The sequence below is a fragment of the Delftia sp. CH05 genome, assembly GCF_009827015.1.
GTDB classification, from domain to species: Bacteria; Pseudomonadota; Gammaproteobacteria; order Burkholderiales; family Burkholderiaceae_C; genus Comamonas; species Comamonas tsuruhatensis.
The window spans coordinates 33,426-49,723 of sequence record NZ_WUMG01000044.1 but is presented as its reverse complement, the minus strand read 5'-3'; the positions used below and the strand labels follow the sequence as shown (position 1 = coordinate 49,723).

Sequence of the window (16,298 nt, the reverse complement as noted above, 5' to 3'; positions counted from 1 at the left end):
GAATTCAACCGGTCGATGCAACACAATGACTGCACCTGGCGCAAGGAGTGCTGGCCATGAAGCAACGACCTCGGATCTACTACACCGAAGCACAGAAGGCGATGATGTGGGATCGCTGGAGCAAGGGCGATACCCTGCACCAGATCGGCAAGCTGTTCGATCGGCCACATACCTCCATTCAGAACATCCTGGCCGCAACCGGCGGAATCCGCCCGCCAGCGCGCCATCGATCACGATTGGCACTGACTCTCGCTGAGCGCGAGGAGATCTCGCGGGCATTGGCTGCGGGCGAATCCATCCACTGCGTTGCCGCGCGCTTGGGGCGAGCTGCATCCACTGTCAGCCGTGAGCTTCACCGCAACGGTGGCAAGAGTTGCTACAGGGCTGCGCGCGCCGATGAAGCAGCCTGGGAGCGTGCGCACCGCCCCAAGCCTTGCAAGCTGGCGAGCAATCCAGCCCTGGCGCAGATAGTGGCTGGCAAACTGCAGCATCGATGGTCGCCTGAGCAGATCGCCGGTTGGCTCAAACGGACCTACCCAGAGCAAAGGAGCATGCAGGTGTCCCACGAAGCCATCTATCGCACGCTCTTTGTCCAGACGCGGGGCGCTTTGAAGAAGGAGCTTCTGGAGCATTTGCGGCGCCGCTCCTTGACCTGGGATCGCGGCTCGGAAATGGCGGGGCACAAGCGCTTCACGTTGGCGACCGACATCCAGGTCTACTTCTGCGACCCGCACCATCCATGGCAACGGGGCACCAACGAGAACACGAACGGGTTACTCAGGCAGTACCTTCCCAAAGGCCTGGATCTGTCGGGCTACTCACAGGAGAGCTTGGATGCGATTGCAAGGCAGTTGAACCAGCGTCCCAGGAAGACGCTGGGGTTCAGAACACCTGCTGAAATGTTTGATGAGTGTGTTGCGTTGACCGGTTGAATCCACCATCCGGATCAGTCCTAGCGCATTGCGTTCCTGCAGCGAGACTTCAGACGCTTTGAGCGGTTTTTTTGTCGCTTCCGGATTTTCGGAGCCATGGCGGCGCTGAAAAACAGGAGTTATCTGGTTGTTGTAACCAAGACCTTGGAATGCATTGCAAATTCAGCAGGCTTGCCGTGTTTTGTGTCTGGGCGTTCCATGCCAGGGCGCCAGGCGGATTACCAGGAGGTGGGCAGCCTGAGCTGCAGCATCTCCAGGAAGGACTGCGCCGCATGCGGCAGCGTGCGGCCGGCCAGGGTCTGCACCTCGATGTCGCGCAGGTCCATGCCCCGGTCGCTGAGCGCCACGGCCACCAGTGCGCCTGTGGCCACCATGTGGCGCGCGGCGATCTCGCTGGCCACGGCCACGGCGGCGCCCTGGGCTGCAAAGTTCAGCAGGGTCTTGCCGTGGTTGCTCTCCATCACCGGCATCAGCATCAGGCCCTGGCGGCTGCAGGCGGCGTCCAGCAGCTGGCGCACGGCCGTGTCGGCCGGCGTGAGCGCCAGCGGATGGCGCACCAATTGGGCCAGCGACAGGCGCCGCGCCTGCGCCAGCGCATGGCCGGGGGCGACCAGGGCCACCAGCGGCGCGGCCACGCGGCAGGCCACGGCAATGCCTTTTTCGGGCGCGCGGCTGAAGCACAGGCCGATGTCGGCCGTGCCGCTGCGCACGGCCTCGGGCACGGCGGGCGTGGGCAGTACCATGACCTCGAAGACGATACCGGCGTGCTCGCGCTGGAAGGCCGCGCACAGGCGCGGCAGGAACTCGTTGGCAAAGGCGTCTGAACTGGCGATGCGCACGCGGCCGCTGCGCAGTCCCTGCAGGGCCTCGATCTCGCCCAGCGCGCGCTCGGCATCCAGGCCGGCGCGGCGCACATGGTCGGCCAGGATCTCCCCGGCCGCATTGAGCACCATGCCGCGCGGGTGGCGTTCGAACAGCGGCGTGCCCAGCAGCCCCTCCAGCGCCGCGATCTGGCGGCTGATGGCCGAGGCCGCCACATGCAGCCGCGCCGACGCTTCGGTCAGCGATCCGCATTGCGCCACTTCATGGAAGTAGCGCAGCGCGGTGTCCTGCAGGAGAAGGTGGCGGGCGTCGGGCATGTCGCCCCGATTGTCATCAATTTGCCGCAGAGGCAACGCAGGTTTGCAAATTTGCTGATGGCGGCAAAGGGGCGAGGGTTCTACGATGGCCTGTTGCGGCGTTGCAGGGAGCAGCGGCTGCAGCTGTCCAACCCTCTGACCAGGAGTGTGCCCATGAAGGCATTGCCCAGCGTTTTACTTCCACGCCGCACCCTCGTGGCTGCGGCCTGTGCCCTGGCTGGCGCCATGGCCCTGCCCGCCGTGGCACAGGGCCAGGCGTCCTGGCCCTCGCACCCGGTGCGCCTGGTCGTGCCCTTTCCGGCCAGCGGCGCCACCGACCTCGTGGCGCGCGTGGTGGCGCAGCGCATGTCCCAGGACCTGGGCCAGCAGCTGGTCATCGACAACCGCCCCGGCGCGGGCGGCACCATCGGCACGGGCGAGGCGGCCAAGGCCTCGCCGGACGGCTACACGCTGCTGTTCACCACCAGCAGCACGCATGCCATCTCGCCACACCTGATGACCCGTCTGGCCTACAAGGCCGACAAGGATTTCACGCCGATTGCCGAGATCGGCGGGGCGGCCAGTATCCTGCTGGTCACGCCTTCTCTGCCCGCGCGCAGCGTCAAGGAACTGGTCGCCTACGCCAAGGCCCATCCGGGCGCCCTCAACTACGCCAGCAGCGGCAACGGGACCATCGTCCACCTGAACGCGGCGGCCTTCGCGGCGCGCGCGGGCCTGCAGCTGACCCATGTGCCCTACAAGGGCACGGCGCAGTCCATCACCGACCTGTCCGCAGGCCAGGTGCACCTGCTGTTCGACTCCATTCCCACCGGCATGCCCCATGTGGCCAGCGGCCGCCTGCGCGCGCTGGCCGTGACCGGCGACAAGCGCAGCGCGCTGGCGCCCGCCCTGCCCACGGTGGCCGAGTCCGGCCTGCCTGGCTATTCTTCGGTCACCTGGTTCGGCGTCTATGGCCCGGCCGGCATGAAGCCCGAACTTGTCGAGCGGATCAATCAGGCCTTCAACAAGGCCATCCAGAATCCCGAGGTGGTGGCCAGCCTGGCCAGGCAGGGCGTGGAAGCCGCATCGCCGCGCACGCCCGAGCAGTTCGCCGCCATGGTGCAGGCCGACAGCGCGCGCTGGGCGCAGGTCATCAAAGACAACAAAATCACATTGGATTGAGTGAAGCACCCCCCTGAGCGGCTTTGCCGCTTCCCCCTCTCCTGCGGGAGGGGGACGACGCCCTTGCTGCGGGGTGGCGCGGCCGGCGTAGGCCCTTGCTTGGCGTCCCTGAGCTGGGCCGTGCCTGCGGTTCCTCAAGCTATCGGTGGCGCGTTGGCGCTATGGAAATTGATATGACAAGCACTGTTACGGACTGGACACTTCCCTACGCCTCGCACCGCTCTTCGGTGCTGGGCCGCAACATGGTCTCCACCTCGCAGCCGCTGGCCGCGCAGGCCGGCCTGTCCATGCTGCTGGCCGGCGGCAATGCGGTGGATGCGGCCATTGCCACGGCCATGGCGCTGACCGTGGTCGAGCCCACGGGCTGCGGCCTGGGCAGCGATGCCTTCTGCATCCTGTGGGACGGCAAGGAATTGCACGGCCTCAATGCCTCGGGCCGCTCGCCCGAAGCCTGGACGCCCGAGTACTTCGCCGCGCTGGGCGGCATCCCCGAGAAGGGCTGGAACGCCGTCACCGTGCCCGGTGCCGTCTCGGCCTGGGTGGAGCTGTCGCGCCGCTTCGGCAAGCTGCCGTTCGAGCAACTGGCCCAGCCCGCCATCCGCTATGCGCGTGACGGCTTTGCGGTCTCGCCCACCATCGCCACGCTGTGGGCGCTGGGCGGCGCCAAGCTCGGCGACCAGCCCGGTTTTGCCGAGTGCTTCCTGCCCGATGGCAAGGCCCCCAAGGCGGGCGAGGTGTTCCGCAGCGAAGCCCATGCGCGCACGCTGGAGGAGATCGCCGCCACCAAGGGCGAGTCCTTCTACCGTGGCGCACTGGCGCGCTCGATGGCCGAGCACGCCAAGGCCTGCGGCGGCGCCATGACCGAGGCCGACCTGGCCGCCCACCAGGCCGACTGGGTCGGCACGGTGTCGCAGACCTTTGGCGATTCGGTGATCCACGAGATCCCGCCCAACGGCCAGGGCATTGCCGCGCTGATGGCGCTGGGCATGCTGGACGCGCTGGGCGTGGGCGCCGAGCCGCTGGACGGCGTGGAGTCCGTGCACCTGCAGGTCGAGGCCATGAAGCTGGCCCTGGCCGACCTGCACGAATACAACGCCGACGGCGACCACATGCGCGTCGAATCCGCCCATCTGCTGGACGCCGGCTACCTGCGCGAACGCGCGGCGCTCATTGACCGCGAGCGCGCCAGCGCGCCCACCTACGGCGCACCGCGCCCGGGCGGCACGGTCTACCTGGCGGCGGCCGATGCCAGCGGCATGATGGTCTCGTTCATCCAGTCCAACTACATGGGCTTCGGCTCGGGCGTGGTCGTGCCGGGCACCGGCATCAGCCTGCAAAACCGCGGCCACGGCTTCACCACGCAAGCCGGCCATGCCAACGAGGTCGCGCCACGCAAGCGCCCCTCGCACACCATCATCCCGGCCTTTGCGATGAACGCCGACGGCACGCCCCAGATGGCCTTCGGCGTCATGGGCGGCCCCATGCAGAGCCAGGGCCACCTGCAGATGGCCCTGCGCGTGCTGCGCTACGGCCAGAACCCCCAGGCCGCCGCCGACGCACCGCGCTGGCGCGTGACGGGCGGCAAGGGCGTGGCTGTGGAGCCCGCCTTCGACGCCGAGGTTGTCGCCGCCCTGCGCGCACGCGGCCACGAAGTCACGATCGAGGAAGGCCATGGCGTCTTCGCCTTCGGCGGCGCGCAGCTGGTGCTGCGCGACGGCGACCACTACATCGGCGGATCGGACCCGCGCAAGGACGGGGGCGTGGTGGCGTTCTGAGCGGGGGCTGTGTTCTGCAGCCTCACCCCCAGCGCAACACCCAATCCGCCCGCCCCCGCGTTGCCGCAATGCGGCGCGCATTGGGCTCGTCCACCTGCGCCACCCAGTCGCGTGCGGCCTGGGGGCTGCGGCCGTGGAGTTCGTGGCGGCGGGTCAGGCGTTCGATGCGAAGGCGGTCGTCCATGTCCACGTACCAGACCTCGTCCAGCAGCGCGCGCACGGCATGCCAGTGTGTGCCTGGCGCATCCTGTTCATCCATCAGCAGGTAATTGCCTTCGGTGATGACAAGGGGCACGCCGGGCGCGATGGCGATGGCGCCTGCAATGGGCTCCTCGATGGCGCGCCGGAATTCGGGGGCGTAGACCGTTTCACCGGCCACGGGCGCGCGCAGGCGGCGCAGCAGGGCCATGTAGCCGGCCGAGTCGAAGGTGTCGGGCGCGCCCTTGCGCTGCGCGCGGCCCAGGCGCTGCAGCGCGGACTGCGCCAGGTGGAAGCCGTCCATGGGCACGGCCGCCGCCTGCGGGCCCAGCGCCTGCAGCAGGGCGGCGCAGACCGTGCTTTTGCCTGCGCCGGGCGGGCCAGCCAGGCCCAGCAGGCGTCGGGGGCCGGAGCGCGCCAGCGCAAGCGCACGCGCCAGGGCTTCGGGCGGCAGGATGGCCGTCATGCGCGTGTCTGCTGCGCGCTGGCCAGCCCGTCTGCCATGAAGCCGCGTGCGTGCAGGGCCAGGTCCATGCCGTCTTCCCACATCGGGCGCCAGATGGCCAGCGCGTTCGACAGCTGCTCGTTGACGATGGCGGACGAGAAACTCTCGAAGGTGACGGTGCCCTGGTAGCCGATCTGCGCGAGGGCACCGAAGAACTGCGCGAAGTCGATGTGGCCCGCGCCCAGGTTGCCGCGGTGGTTCTCGCCGATGTGCACATAGCCCAGCCGCTGTCCGCAGGCCAGCACGGGCGCGGCGAGGTCGGCTTCCTCGATGTTCATGTGGTAGGTGTCCAGGTGCACGCAGACATGGGGCTGGCCGACTTCGTCGATGAACTCCAGCGCTTGCGTGGCCGTGTTCAGCAGATTGCTTTCGTAGCGGTTGACCACCTCCAGGCCCAGCGTGACGCCGCGCTCGCCCGCGAAGTCGGCAATGCGCCGCACGGCCTCGATCGCGTTGCGCCGGCCCCGTGGCGTGCAGGGGTGACCGTATTTCGCCATGGCGCCGTAGAGGATGCCGCCGAAATAGCGCCCGCCCAGGCGCGCCGTGATGTCCACGCCCTCTTGCAGTAGCGCCAGGCCGCGCGCGACCACGGCGGGGTCTTCGCTGGAGACATCGGCCTCGACGGTCAGGCCGCGCGAGCAGCCCACGCCCAGGCCGTGCTCCTGCAGCAGATCACGCGTGAGCGCCAAGTCCATGAGCCGTGGGCCGTGCAGGGACAGCTCGACCAGGTCGTAACCGGCCTGGCGCGTCCGCTCGATCACATGGCGGGTGGAGGCCGGCGACAGGTCGCCGGCCCAGACAAGGGCGTGGATGCCGAGGGGGTTCATAGGGGCTCCGGGTGGACGCTGCGAGAGAGTGAAGGGGAGGGTTCGGCGGGTGCCCGGGCACGGCCCCGCCAGCGCGCCAGCAGGTGGCGCGCGGCCACGGCGGCGATCATGGTGGCGCCCCACAGGGCCTGCGTGAGCTGGGCATTGGCGCCCAGCAGGTTCACTCCGCTGGACAGCACCTGCAGGATGAGCAGGGCGACGAACAGCCCCGACACCCGGCCAAAGCCGCCCATGGGATCGGTGCCGCCCAGGATGGCCGCAAGCACCGTGACCAGCAGGTAGGACTGGGCGTAGCCCGCACTGGCCGAGTTGAAGCGCGCCATCATCAGCACGGCCGCGATCCAGCACAGCAGCGTGGACAGGGTGTAGACGCCGATCAGCACGCGGCGCGTGTCGATGCCCGCATGGCGCGTGGCCTCGGCATTGGAGCCGACCATGCGGATGGCCAGCCCGTGGCGTGTGCTGCCCAGGTACAGGCCCACCAGCAGGCACACGGCCGCGAAGATCCAGAACGGCAGCGGCAGGCCCAGCCACTGGGCCGAGCCCAGGGCCTGGAAGGCCTCGGGAAAGCCTGCAATGGGCTTGCCGCGCGTGAGCCAGACGCACAGGCCGTTGATCAGCGACATGGTGCCCAGCGTGACGAGGATGGGATGGGCGTTGACGCGCGCCACCAGCCAGCCGCTGGCCAGTCCCACCAGCAGGCTGGCGAGGGCGCCCACGGTCAGTGCTGCGGCGATGAGCAGGCCCTCATGGCCCGACAGGTCCAGGCCCAGCGCCGACAGGCCTCCCACCAGCACCCAGGCCATGGCCAGGCCCGCCATGTTGGCGCTGGCGACCACGGCCAGGTTGATGCCGCCACTGACCAGCGGCAGCATCTGCGCCAGTGCCAGCAGGCCCAGCTCGGGGATCTGCAGCAGCACCGATTGCAGCGTGCCCAGGGTGGCGAAGCTGCCGGGCAGCAGCAGCGTGAACACGGCGCACAGCAGCGCCAGCAGCGCGATCAGGCCCAGCGGCGCGCCAGGGCTGCGGTTCATGGCGCGGCCCCCGCCAAAGGCGCTGCAGGAGTGGCGTCAGCGCTGCGCTGCTGGTTGCGTCGCTGCGTGCGCCGCAGTCCCGTTGCGGCCGCGCAGGCCAGCACCACGGCGCCCAGCAGCACCTGGAAGAAATACGGCGACACGCCCATCAGGTTCAGCCCGTTGCGCAGCACGGCCAGCAGCAGCACGCCCATCAGCACGCCGCCCACGCTGCCCGTGCCGCCGAACAGGCTGGCGCCGCCCAACACGGCGGCCGCGAGCACGAACAGCTCCGTGCCGACCAGGGCGTTGGGCACCGACTCGCCCACGCGGTGCGCCTGCACCAGGCCTGCGATGGCCGCCATCATGCCGAGCCAGCCATAGGCCACGCCCTGGATGGCGCCCAGCCCGATGCCCATGCGGTGCGCGGCCTCGGGGTTGCCGCCGAAGGCGTACAGGCGCCGCCCCAGCGCGCTGCGGCCCAGCAGCAGCGCGGTCAGCACGGCGGCTGCGCCGGCCACGACGATGGGCAGGGTCAGGCGCACGGGGTCTGCGCCGTCGGCGCTTGCGAAGCGGGCCAGCACCACGGAATCGCTCCACCACGACGGCAGGTCGTAGATGGACCGGCCGCCCGTGCCATGCATCAGCAGCGCGAAGTACAGGTTCAGCGTGGAGATGGTGATGATGATGGAGGTGGCGCGCAGGCGGTGGATGAGCAGGGCGTTGAATGCGCCCAGCGCCAGTCCCGTGGCCAGGCCCAGCGCGATGCTGGCCGCCGGTGCCCAGCCCAGGCGTGTGGCCGCGAGGGCCGCAAGGTACTGCGCCACCGTGGCCGTGGCGGCAAACGAGATGTCGATGCCGCCCGCGACCAGCACCACCAGCAGGCCCACGGCCATGATGGCGGTGACCGATGCGCCCTCGGCCACGTCCATCCAGTTGCCCAGCGTCCAGAAGCCCGGCGCCAGGGCGCCGAACAGCAGGGCCATGGCGGCAATGGCCAGGCCCAGCCGGGCGACGGGGTGGTGCAGCAGCGCGTGTGCGTGTTCAGGCATGGACGGTCTCCTCGATCTGGCTTTCGGAATGCACCCCCGGCACGAACTCGCCGGCCATGCGCCCGCCGCGCATGTGCAGCACGCGGTCGCAGTGGGCATGGACCTCGGCCACCTCGTCCGAGATGACGATCACCGCCATGCCCTGTGCGGCGAGCCCGTGCACGATCTCGAAGATGCCCTGGCGGTTGCCGATGTCCACGCCCACGGTGGGCGAGTCGAGGATCAGCAGGCGTGGCGCGGTCGCCAGCCAGCGGGCCAGCACCACGCGCTGGGCATTGCCGCCCGACAGCTGGTGCACGGGTGCGTCCAGCGCGGGCAGGCGCATGTGCAGGCGGTCGCGCCACTGGGCCGCAGTGGCGGCGCGGCGGCGGGCGGGCAGCCAGCCCAGCGGGCCGGACAGGCGCGGCAGCATGGCCAGCACCAGGTTGTCCTGCACGGACTGGCGCAGGTTCAGGCCGATGGACTGGCGGTCCTCCGGCACATAGGCAATGCCCGCCGCCATGGCGTCGCGGTTGCTGCGCAGCACCAACGTGCGGCCGCCCAGGCGGATGCTGCCGCGATCGGGCCGGCGCATGCCGAACAGGCCCAGGGCCAGCTCGGTGCGGCCCGCGCCCAGCAGCCCGGTCAGGCCCAGGATCTCGCCCTCGCGCACATCGAAGCTCACGTCCTCGTAGTCGCCGTCGCGGCCCAGGCCGCGCACTTCCAGCAGCACGGGCGCGGCGGACATGTCGCGCGCATGCAGGCGCTCATCCACTTCCTGCCCGGTCATCAGCGCGGCCAGTTGCCGGCCCGACAACTGCTCGGCGGGCCAGGTGCCGAGCTTGCGCCCGTCGCGCAGCACGGTGACGCGGTCGGCGATCTCCATGACCTCGTCCAGCTTGTGGCTCACGAAGACGATGGCCATGCCATCGGCCTGGAGCCGGCGCACCACGGCCAGCAGCGCATCGACCTCGGCACGCGTGAGCGAGGCCGTGGGCTCGTCCATGAACAGCAGCCTGGCCCGGGCCGCCATGCCCCGGCAGATGGCCACGAGCTGGCGGCCCGCAATGGGCAGGTCACCCACCCGCGCATCCAGCGGCAGCGCAATGCCCAGGCGCTGCATCACGGCCCGGGCCGCCTCGCGCTGGCGCCTGCGGCGCACGGGCGCCCACCAGCGGCCCATGGCCTGGTCGAAGGCAATGTTCTCGGCCACGCTCAGGTTGGGAAACAGCGACAGGTCCTGGTAGATCACCTGGATGCCCAGGGACTTGGCCAGCGCCGGGTCCAGCCGCTGCACCGGCTGTCCGCCGATGTCGATGCGCGCGCCCGGCTGCGGCGCGTGCACGCCGCTGAGCACCTTGATCGCCGTGCTCTTGCCGCTGCCGTTGCTGCCCATCAGGCAGTGCACCTCGCCGGGCATCACGTCCCAGTCCAGCGCATGCAGCGCGGTGGCGTCGCCAAAGCGCACGGTGACCGCCTGCATGCGGACCAGCGCCGTTGTGGTGGCATCCATGGCAGCGCGCGGCTCACAGGCCCAGGCCGACCAGCCGGTCTATGGTCTGCCGGTTGATCGGCTCCAGCTTCTGGCCCTGGATGTTGCGGCGCTCGCGGTCCACCTGGACCTTGCCCAGGCCCGGTATCTCCATGCCGTCCGTGGGCTCGCGGCCGTCGATCAGCATCTTGCCCACATGCACGATCACCTCGCCGGCCAGCGCGGGGTTCCAGATGAAGCCCTCGCGGATCACGCCGTCGCGCACCAGCTTGGCGCCCTGGCCCGGCGAGAACGAGCCCACCACGGCAATGCGCTCGGCTTTGCGCGCATCGGCCACCGCGCGGCCCGCGCCAATGGGGCCCTGGCTGCCGAAGGCCAGGAAGCCCTTGAGGTCGGGATGGGCGCGCATCAGGTCCTGGGCGCTGCGGTAGGAGTCGTCCAGGCTCTCGGCCACGCCGAAGCGCTCGGACACCAGCTGCATCTTCGGCCACTGCTTTTTCTGGTGGGCGATGGCCGCATCGGCCCAGGCGTTGTGCAGCGGCACGGTCAGCGAGCCCACGAAGACCACGTACTTGCCTTCGCCACCCATGGCCTTGCCCAGGCTGTCCATGTGGCGCTCGCCAAAGCCCGCGACGCTGCTCAGCTCGATGTTCCAGTCGGCGCCCTTCTGGTCGGGCGACTCGTGCGTGAGCACCTTGATGCCTGCGCTGCGCGCACGCCGGAACACGGGCTCCAGCGCCCTGGCATCGTTGGGCACCACGGCGATGACCTTGCTGCGGCGCGCGATCAGGTCCTCGACCGCGCGCACCTGCTGGGCCGCATCGGCCTCGGTGGGGCCGACCATGCCGCTGGAGATGCCCAGCTCGCGGCCTGCCTTGCGGATGCCGGTCTCCATGGCGTTGAACCACGGAATGCCCCCGACCTTGGCCACCACCGACACATCCTCGGCGCTGGCCGCGCCTGCCAGCACCGCGAGGGTGCAGGCCAACAGTGCCCTCGAGAACCGGCTGAATCCATGGAACATGGCGCTCCTCCCTCTGTTTTGCACAATCGATTGTGCAAACTATAGACAGATGGACTTCCATTGCCGATGCGGGATTTCCCGGGCCGCTGCTGCGTGCCGGCTCCGGTCCGCCCGAATCGCTGCCGCAGCGGCTACGATGGCCGCCGAGCGCTCCCGTCCCAACCCCTGCAGAGCACCGTGAACCGCCCCCGAACCTCCACCATCTACGACCTGGCCGAACTGGCCGGCACCTCGGCCTCGACGGTCAGCGCCATCCTCAACGGCAGCTGGCAGTCGCGGCGCATCAGCGAGGAGACCGCGCGCCGCGTGCAGCAGCTCGCCCAGGAACACAGCTTTGCCGTGAACCGCCAGGCCAGCGGCCTGCGCCGCCAGCGCTCGGGGCTGATCGGCATGGTGATTCCCACGCACGAGGACCGCTTCTTCTGCGCGCTGTCCCAGGCCTTCGAGCGCATGGCCCACGCGCGCGGCCTGTGCCCGCTGGTGGTCAGCACGCTGCGCGACGGCGCGCTGGAGGTGGAGACCGTGCGCTCGCTGATCGCCTTTCGTGTGGAGCACCTCATCGTCACGGGCGCCACCCGGCCCGACGCCATCAGCGCCGAATGCCGCCAGGCCGGCGTGCGCCATGTCAACGTGGATCTGCCCGGGAAAAAGGCGCCCTCCGTCACCAGCGACAACCGCTGGGGTGTGGCCGAACTCACGCGCCTGCTGCTGGCGCGCTCCAGGCCCCCGGCAGGTGCGCCGCAGGACGCCATCTGCTTTCTGGGCGGAGTCCGCAAGGAGTACGCCACCGAGCAGCGCCTGGCCGGCTTTCGCGAAGCCCTGGCGCCCCACACGCCGGTGGCGGACGAGCACATCCTCTGCTGCGGCTACGACCCCGAAGCGGCCCGCCTTGCCATGGCCGCGCTCTACCAGCGCCTGGGCGGCCTGCCGCGCGCCCTGCTGTTCTCATCGGGCATCACGCTGCAAGGCGCCATCCGCTTCCTGCGTGGACTGCCCGATGCGGAACTGGCGCAATGCAGCTTTGGCAGCTACGACTGGGACCCCTATGCCGAATGCCTGCGCTTTCCGGTGCACATGGTGCGCCAGAACGTCGAAGGCCTGATGGCCGAGGCCTTCCGCGCCATCGACGGCGAAGGCCTGCGCGCGGGGCAGGTGGTGCAGGTGCGGCCGCAGTTGGTGGAGTGGGGGGAGGGCTGACCGCTGGACGGCGCTGTGCCCGCAGGGCTGCGCCTAATGCTGCGCGAATTCCTTGATGCTCTGCATGGCGGACTGGCCTTCGCCAGCCACCACGATCACCTTGTGGTGCTCTAGCTCCCGCATGATGTCCTGGCTGACTTCCCTGTGAGCCTGCTTGTCCTGTGGAGGCAGGTTCACATTGACGAGGATGTCTCCGGGCAATTCACGCTGCCGGATCAGTCGCGCGATCTTGCCGGTCCAGACGTCGCCATGCGCAGCAATGTCGTTGGCATCGCTTTGGCCCAGATGCAGGGCCTTGATGATCTTGCGGGGCTTGTCGCCCACCGTCTGCACGAAGTCGAACCGGGCACTGACGTACTCGTTGCCTATGCGCGCCGGCCTGAACGGCGCATCCAATTCGAGGCCGCCCAGCAAAGCCCTCAGGCGTTCGTTCATCGTGCGTTCCACGTACTCGGGCGTGGCAAAAGCATGGTCGACATAGTGGTCGAACTGCTGCCGCAACTCCCGGGCCGGATCCTGGGTGAGCACCACTCTGGCGGGGCTGAAGCGCACAATGGCTTCGCGTGGCTGCTCGAGCGCGGCCATCATCCCCCTCAAAGCATCTGTCTTCGCCTGCGGCGCCAGGCTGTGGGCGAGGGTCTCGAGCCGCGACAACTCTTCCTCCACGGCCTTGACTGCGCTCTTGTAAAAATCCCTGTCAAGCGCATCGAAGAAATCGGTGACGCGCTTGGACTTGCGGCTTTGCAGCAGAAAACCGAAGTACCCGCTTTGCGGGCAGGTCAGCACAATGCCGACGTTGGCGAACTCGCCGGTCTCGGCATACGGGACAAATTGGACTATCGAATAGCGGCAGGCAAGAGGCTTCATGTGAACCTCCAAAAGTCGGGCGATTTGCACTTCGCAAGCGTCGCGGCAATGGCATTGATGTCCACCCTGGCGGGGATGTCGCATTCCGGGTTGTTCCAATGCCATTCCGGTGGAATATTGTCGCAGGCAAAGCGGAAAACGGCATCCATCGCCTCGGAAAGTTGATCCTGTAGCCGGTCGCGCGACACAAGATCTGTCTTCTGCCAGCAGCCTCTGAAAATGTGATTCTCGATAAAGGTTGCGGCGTCCAGATGCGGGTCGAAGGCGAGGTTGTGGTCGATGACCACCAATGCGCTGCGATGCGCATCCCACAGCAGGTTGGAGTTGCCGTCCATGCGGTCCACGTTCTGTACCCACCAGTCGAAGGCGAGGATGTTGGCCTGCAGGTCCTGCGGTACATGCAGGATCTGGGCTTTGTCGAACCAGGTGCATCCGGGATGACGCTGCGAGCCGAACGCTATGCCGCAGCCCAATTCACGCCATGGCCTGGGCGCCTCGTCCAGAAGTTCCTGGCTGACATGCAGCAGCTTGAAGGGCGGCAACGGCAGGTCCAACTGCACGGCCAGATGCGCACAGATCCACTCGTTGCACAGGCTGGACCGATCCGTCTGCCGTCCTTTGACGTAGTAGGTCTGGCCATCGTCGGCCCGGCACAGAAACGGCTTTTGCGCGCCTTGCTCGGAGCGGCCCTGGATTTCAATGACTTCAGCGATGGCAGGCGGCATCTTCGTCTGTGTCGTACAGGTTGCGGGAGGTCTGCTTCCAAGTGCCATCTTGCCCGATTTCGGCTGGATGGCCTTTGCTGCGAGTGTGATGCGGCGAGGCGTGCGGCCCTGCACCCACCAACCCCGGCATCACCGTGAAATCCACCTGCGCCTGCGCCAGTTGCTGCATGGCCGGGATCAGGGCGCGGGCGTCGCCGCGCCGCCATTGGAAGGCGTAGTGGAGGGGAGCGAGGGCAGCCTTGGGATGGGCGCCCCCGACGGCGCGCAGGCCCAGGGCGGCGATCCAGCCGGTGGGCAGGAAGCCCACGCCCAGGCCGGCGCGCAGCATGCCGGCCACGGCGCCCCAGCTGTTGCACAGGATGCGCTCGCGCACGCTGGCGCCCTGGGCGAGCAGCCAGTCGTCCAGCAGGCGCGTGGTGCCGGCCTGCGGGGGCAGGGTGACCAGCGCATGACGCTGCAGCAGGGCCGTGGCGCCCAGGCGGCCCGCGCCTGCCAGGCCGGGGGCCACGGCCCAGGCAAAGCGTGCGGCGCCCACGGGGCGGGACAGCAGGCTGCTGCGCGAGGAGCGGCCCGCGATGACGGCAAAGTCCAGCTCGCCGTCGTCCAGGCGCTGCTCCAGCACGCCGCCCACGTCCACATGGGGCTCCAGCACCAGCTGCGGATGGGCCTGGCGCGCGGCGGCCACGAAGGCCGGCAGCCAGGTCAGCGCCGACAGGTCGCCCACGCCGAAGCGGCAATGCCCGGCCAGCGCCTCGCGCGTGTCCAGGGCCTGGCCCAGCGCGGCCATGGCGTTGAGCACCTCCAGCGCGGCGGGCAGCAGGCGCTGGCCGGCGTCGGTGAGCACGGCGCGGTGGCCGCTGCGGTCGAACAGCGGCTGGCCCAGCGCGGACTCCAGTTCCGTGATGCGCTTGGACAGCGAGGACACGGACAGGTGCACGCGCTGCGCGGCCGTGGCGAAGTTGCTGCAGGTGGCGGCCCACCAGAAGGCTTCGAGCTGCTTGACCGAGGGTGTGGACATGGGCTTGTCATTGGCAAAAAGCGAACAAGTGCATTCTAAATAATCCACTTTCATTCAATGGATGCGCGGCCTACAGTGGCGCCGGTTCCTGAACATTCCGAGGTCCGCACCATGGCCGCCATCGCTTCCTCCTCTGCCTCTGCCTCCACGCCTTCGGCACCCGCCCTGCCAGCGCCGCGCGCCCCGGCCGTGCTGCGCCGCATGCTGTCGCTGCATGATTTCGAGGAGGCCGCGCGCCGCAGGCTGCCCCGGCCCATCTTCGGCTACATCGCCGGGGCGGCAGAGGACAACGCCTCGCTGCGCGACAACCGCGAGGTGTTCGGCGAATGGGGCCTGACCACGCGCGTGCTGGCCGATGTGTCGCAGCGCTCGCAGGCCGTGGAGCTGTTCGGCGAGCGCTATGCCAGCCCCTTCGGCATTGCGCCCATGGGCATCAATGCGCTGTCCACCTACCGGGGCGACCTGGTGCTGGCCCGCGCGGCCCAGCGCGCGGGCATTGTGTCGGTGATGAGCGGCACTTCGCTGATCCCCATGGAGGAGGTGGCGCGCGAGAGCCCGGCCACCTGGTTCCAGGCCTATATCCCCGGTGACCAGGCCCGCATCGACGCGCTGATCGACCGCGTGGAGCGCGCAGGCTTTCGCACCCTGGTGGTGACGGTGGACATACCGATCTCCGCCAACCGCGAGAACAACATCCGCACCGGCTTTTCCACGCCGCTCAAGCCCAGCCTGCGCCTGGCCTGGGACGGCATGGTGCGCCCGGGCTGGGTGGCCGGCACCTTCCTGCGCACGCTGCTGCGCCACGGCATGCCGCATTTCGAGAACTCGTTTGCCACGCGCGGTGCGCCCATCATGTCGTCCAGCGTGATGCGCGATTTTTCGGCACGCGACCACCTGAGCTGGCGCCACATCGAGGCCATCCGCCGCCGCTGGCAGGGGCCGCTGGTCATCAAGGGCGTGCTCAGCGTGGAGGACGCGCTGCAGGCCCGGCGCGTGGGGGCCGACGGCATCGTGCTGTCCAACCATGGCGGGCGCCAGCTCGACGGCGCGGTGTCGGCCATGCGCATTCTTGAGGACGTGGTGGCGGCCCTGGGGCCGGACTATCCGGTGCTGATCGACGGGGGCTTTCGGCGCGGCTCCGATGTGCTCAAGGCCGTGGCGCTGGGCGCGCGCATGGTGCTGGTGGGCCGGCCCTTCAACTATGCCGCCGCCGTGGGCGGCGAGGCCGGCGTGCTGCACGCCATCGGCCTGCTGCGCGACGAGGTGGACCGCAACCTGGCCATGCTGGGCGCCTCCTCCTGCGGCGCGCTGGACCGCTCGCACATCGTGCGCCGCGTATCGGCCTGACAGAAACCTCCACCGTCCGTTCAAAACACAGCCATTCCCAGGAGACA

General features: G+C 69.1%; 15 protein-coding genes. 5 read left to right on the top strand and 10 right to left on the bottom strand.

Going from position 1 to position 16,298, the window contains the following annotated elements:
• Positions 1 to 56: 56 nt before the first annotated feature.
• Positions 57 to 932: an IS30 family transposase gene (locus tag GRX31_RS24710; protein ID WP_160855366.1), complete on the top strand. Its 876-nt coding sequence runs from the start codon at positions 57 to 59 to the stop codon at positions 930 to 932.
• Positions 933 to 1,150: 218 nt separating this feature from the next.
• On the opposite strand, the gene GRX31_RS24705 is transcribed toward GRX31_RS24710, so the two are convergent.
• Positions 1,151 to 2,071 (bottom strand): LysR family transcriptional regulator, encoded by a 921-nt coding sequence (locus GRX31_RS24705; RefSeq protein ID WP_026062511.1) that lies wholly within the window; start codon positions 2,069 to 2,071, stop codon positions 1,151 to 1,153.
• Positions 2,072 to 2,224: 153 nt separating this feature from the next.
• Between GRX31_RS24705 and GRX31_RS24700 the strand changes: the two genes are divergently transcribed.
• Together GRX31_RS24700 and GRX31_RS24695 are read left to right on the top strand one after the other, a co-directional pair.
• Positions 2,225 to 3,232, top strand: a complete 1,008-nt coding sequence (locus tag GRX31_RS24700; RefSeq protein ID WP_160855364.1) for a Bug family tripartite tricarboxylate transporter substrate binding protein — start codon at positions 2,225 to 2,227, stop codon at positions 3,230 to 3,232.
• A gap of 173 nt (positions 3,233 to 3,405) precedes the next feature.
• Positions 3,406 to 5,007, top strand: coding sequence for a gamma-glutamyltransferase family protein (locus GRX31_RS24695; protein ID WP_063328043.1), 1,602 nt, complete (start codon positions 3,406 to 3,408; stop codon positions 5,005 to 5,007).
• A 22-nt stretch (positions 5,008 to 5,029) separates the two neighbouring features.
• Here GRX31_RS24695 and GRX31_RS24690 read toward each other — a convergent pair whose 3' ends face one another.
• From GRX31_RS24690 to GRX31_RS24665, 6 genes are read right to left on the bottom strand one after another with little or no spacing between them, the layout of a single operon-like run.
• Complete coding sequence (locus GRX31_RS24690; RefSeq protein WP_160855362.1) at positions 5,030 to 5,671, bottom strand: nucleoside/nucleotide kinase family protein; 642 nt, start codon at positions 5,669 to 5,671, stop codon at positions 5,030 to 5,032.
• Positions 5,668 to 6,537 (bottom strand): sugar phosphate isomerase/epimerase family protein, encoded by an 870-nt coding sequence (locus GRX31_RS24685; protein WP_160855360.1) that lies wholly within the window; start codon positions 6,535 to 6,537, stop codon positions 5,668 to 5,670. The genes GRX31_RS24690 and GRX31_RS24685 overlap by 4 nt, the downstream gene beginning before the upstream one ends.
• Positions 6,534 to 7,571, bottom strand: a complete 1,038-nt coding sequence (locus tag GRX31_RS24680; protein WP_160855358.1) for an ABC transporter permease — start codon at positions 7,569 to 7,571, stop codon at positions 6,534 to 6,536. The genes GRX31_RS24685 and GRX31_RS24680 overlap by 4 nt, the downstream gene beginning before the upstream one ends.
• A complete protein-coding gene (locus GRX31_RS24675; protein WP_160855356.1) occupies positions 7,568 to 8,602 on the bottom strand; it encodes an ABC transporter permease in 1,035 nt (344 codons plus the stop codon). Before GRX31_RS24675 ends, GRX31_RS24680 begins: the two co-directional genes overlap by 4 nt.
• On the bottom strand, positions 8,595 to 10,094 hold the full coding sequence (locus GRX31_RS24670) for a sugar ABC transporter ATP-binding protein (protein WP_160855354.1): 1,500 nt from the start codon (positions 10,092 to 10,094) through the stop codon (positions 8,595 to 8,597). Before GRX31_RS24670 ends, GRX31_RS24675 begins: the two co-directional genes overlap by 8 nt.
• 13 nt (positions 10,095 to 10,107) lie before the next feature.
• On the bottom strand, positions 10,108 to 11,097 hold the full coding sequence (locus tag GRX31_RS24665) for a substrate-binding domain-containing protein (protein WP_160855352.1): 990 nt from the start codon (positions 11,095 to 11,097) through the stop codon (positions 10,108 to 10,110).
• A 177-nt stretch (positions 11,098 to 11,274) separates the two neighbouring features.
• Between GRX31_RS24665 and GRX31_RS24660 the strand changes: the two genes are divergently transcribed.
• Positions 11,275 to 12,294: a LacI family DNA-binding transcriptional regulator gene (locus tag GRX31_RS24660; RefSeq protein WP_337193981.1), complete on the top strand. Its 1,020-nt coding sequence runs from the start codon at positions 11,275 to 11,277 to the stop codon at positions 12,292 to 12,294.
• Between the two features lie 33 nt (positions 12,295 to 12,327).
• On the opposite strand, the gene GRX31_RS24655 is transcribed toward GRX31_RS24660, so the two are convergent.
• The 3 genes from GRX31_RS24655 to GRX31_RS24645 are packed head-to-tail and all read right to left on the bottom strand — an operon-like array spanning position 12,328 to position 14,904.
• Positions 12,328 to 13,161, bottom strand: a complete 834-nt coding sequence (locus GRX31_RS24655; protein WP_016449560.1) for a DUF3037 domain-containing protein — start codon at positions 13,159 to 13,161, stop codon at positions 12,328 to 12,330.
• Entirely contained in the window at positions 13,158 to 13,886 is a 729-nt protein-coding gene (locus tag GRX31_RS24650; protein ID WP_160855348.1) for a HipA family kinase, read from the bottom strand. The genes GRX31_RS24655 and GRX31_RS24650 overlap by 4 nt, the downstream gene beginning before the upstream one ends.
• Complete coding sequence (locus tag GRX31_RS24645; RefSeq protein ID WP_061289026.1) at positions 13,867 to 14,904, bottom strand: LysR family transcriptional regulator; 1,038 nt, start codon at positions 14,902 to 14,904, stop codon at positions 13,867 to 13,869. The genes GRX31_RS24650 and GRX31_RS24645 overlap by 20 nt, the downstream gene beginning before the upstream one ends.
• A gap of 111 nt (positions 14,905 to 15,015) precedes the next feature.
• Here GRX31_RS24645 and GRX31_RS24640 point away from each other — a divergent pair, with 111 nt between their 5' ends.
• Positions 15,016 to 16,251: an alpha-hydroxy acid oxidase gene (locus GRX31_RS24640; RefSeq protein ID WP_160855346.1), complete on the top strand. Its 1,236-nt coding sequence runs from the start codon at positions 15,016 to 15,018 to the stop codon at positions 16,249 to 16,251.
• The last annotated feature ends 47 nt before the right edge of the window (positions 16,252 to 16,298 follow it).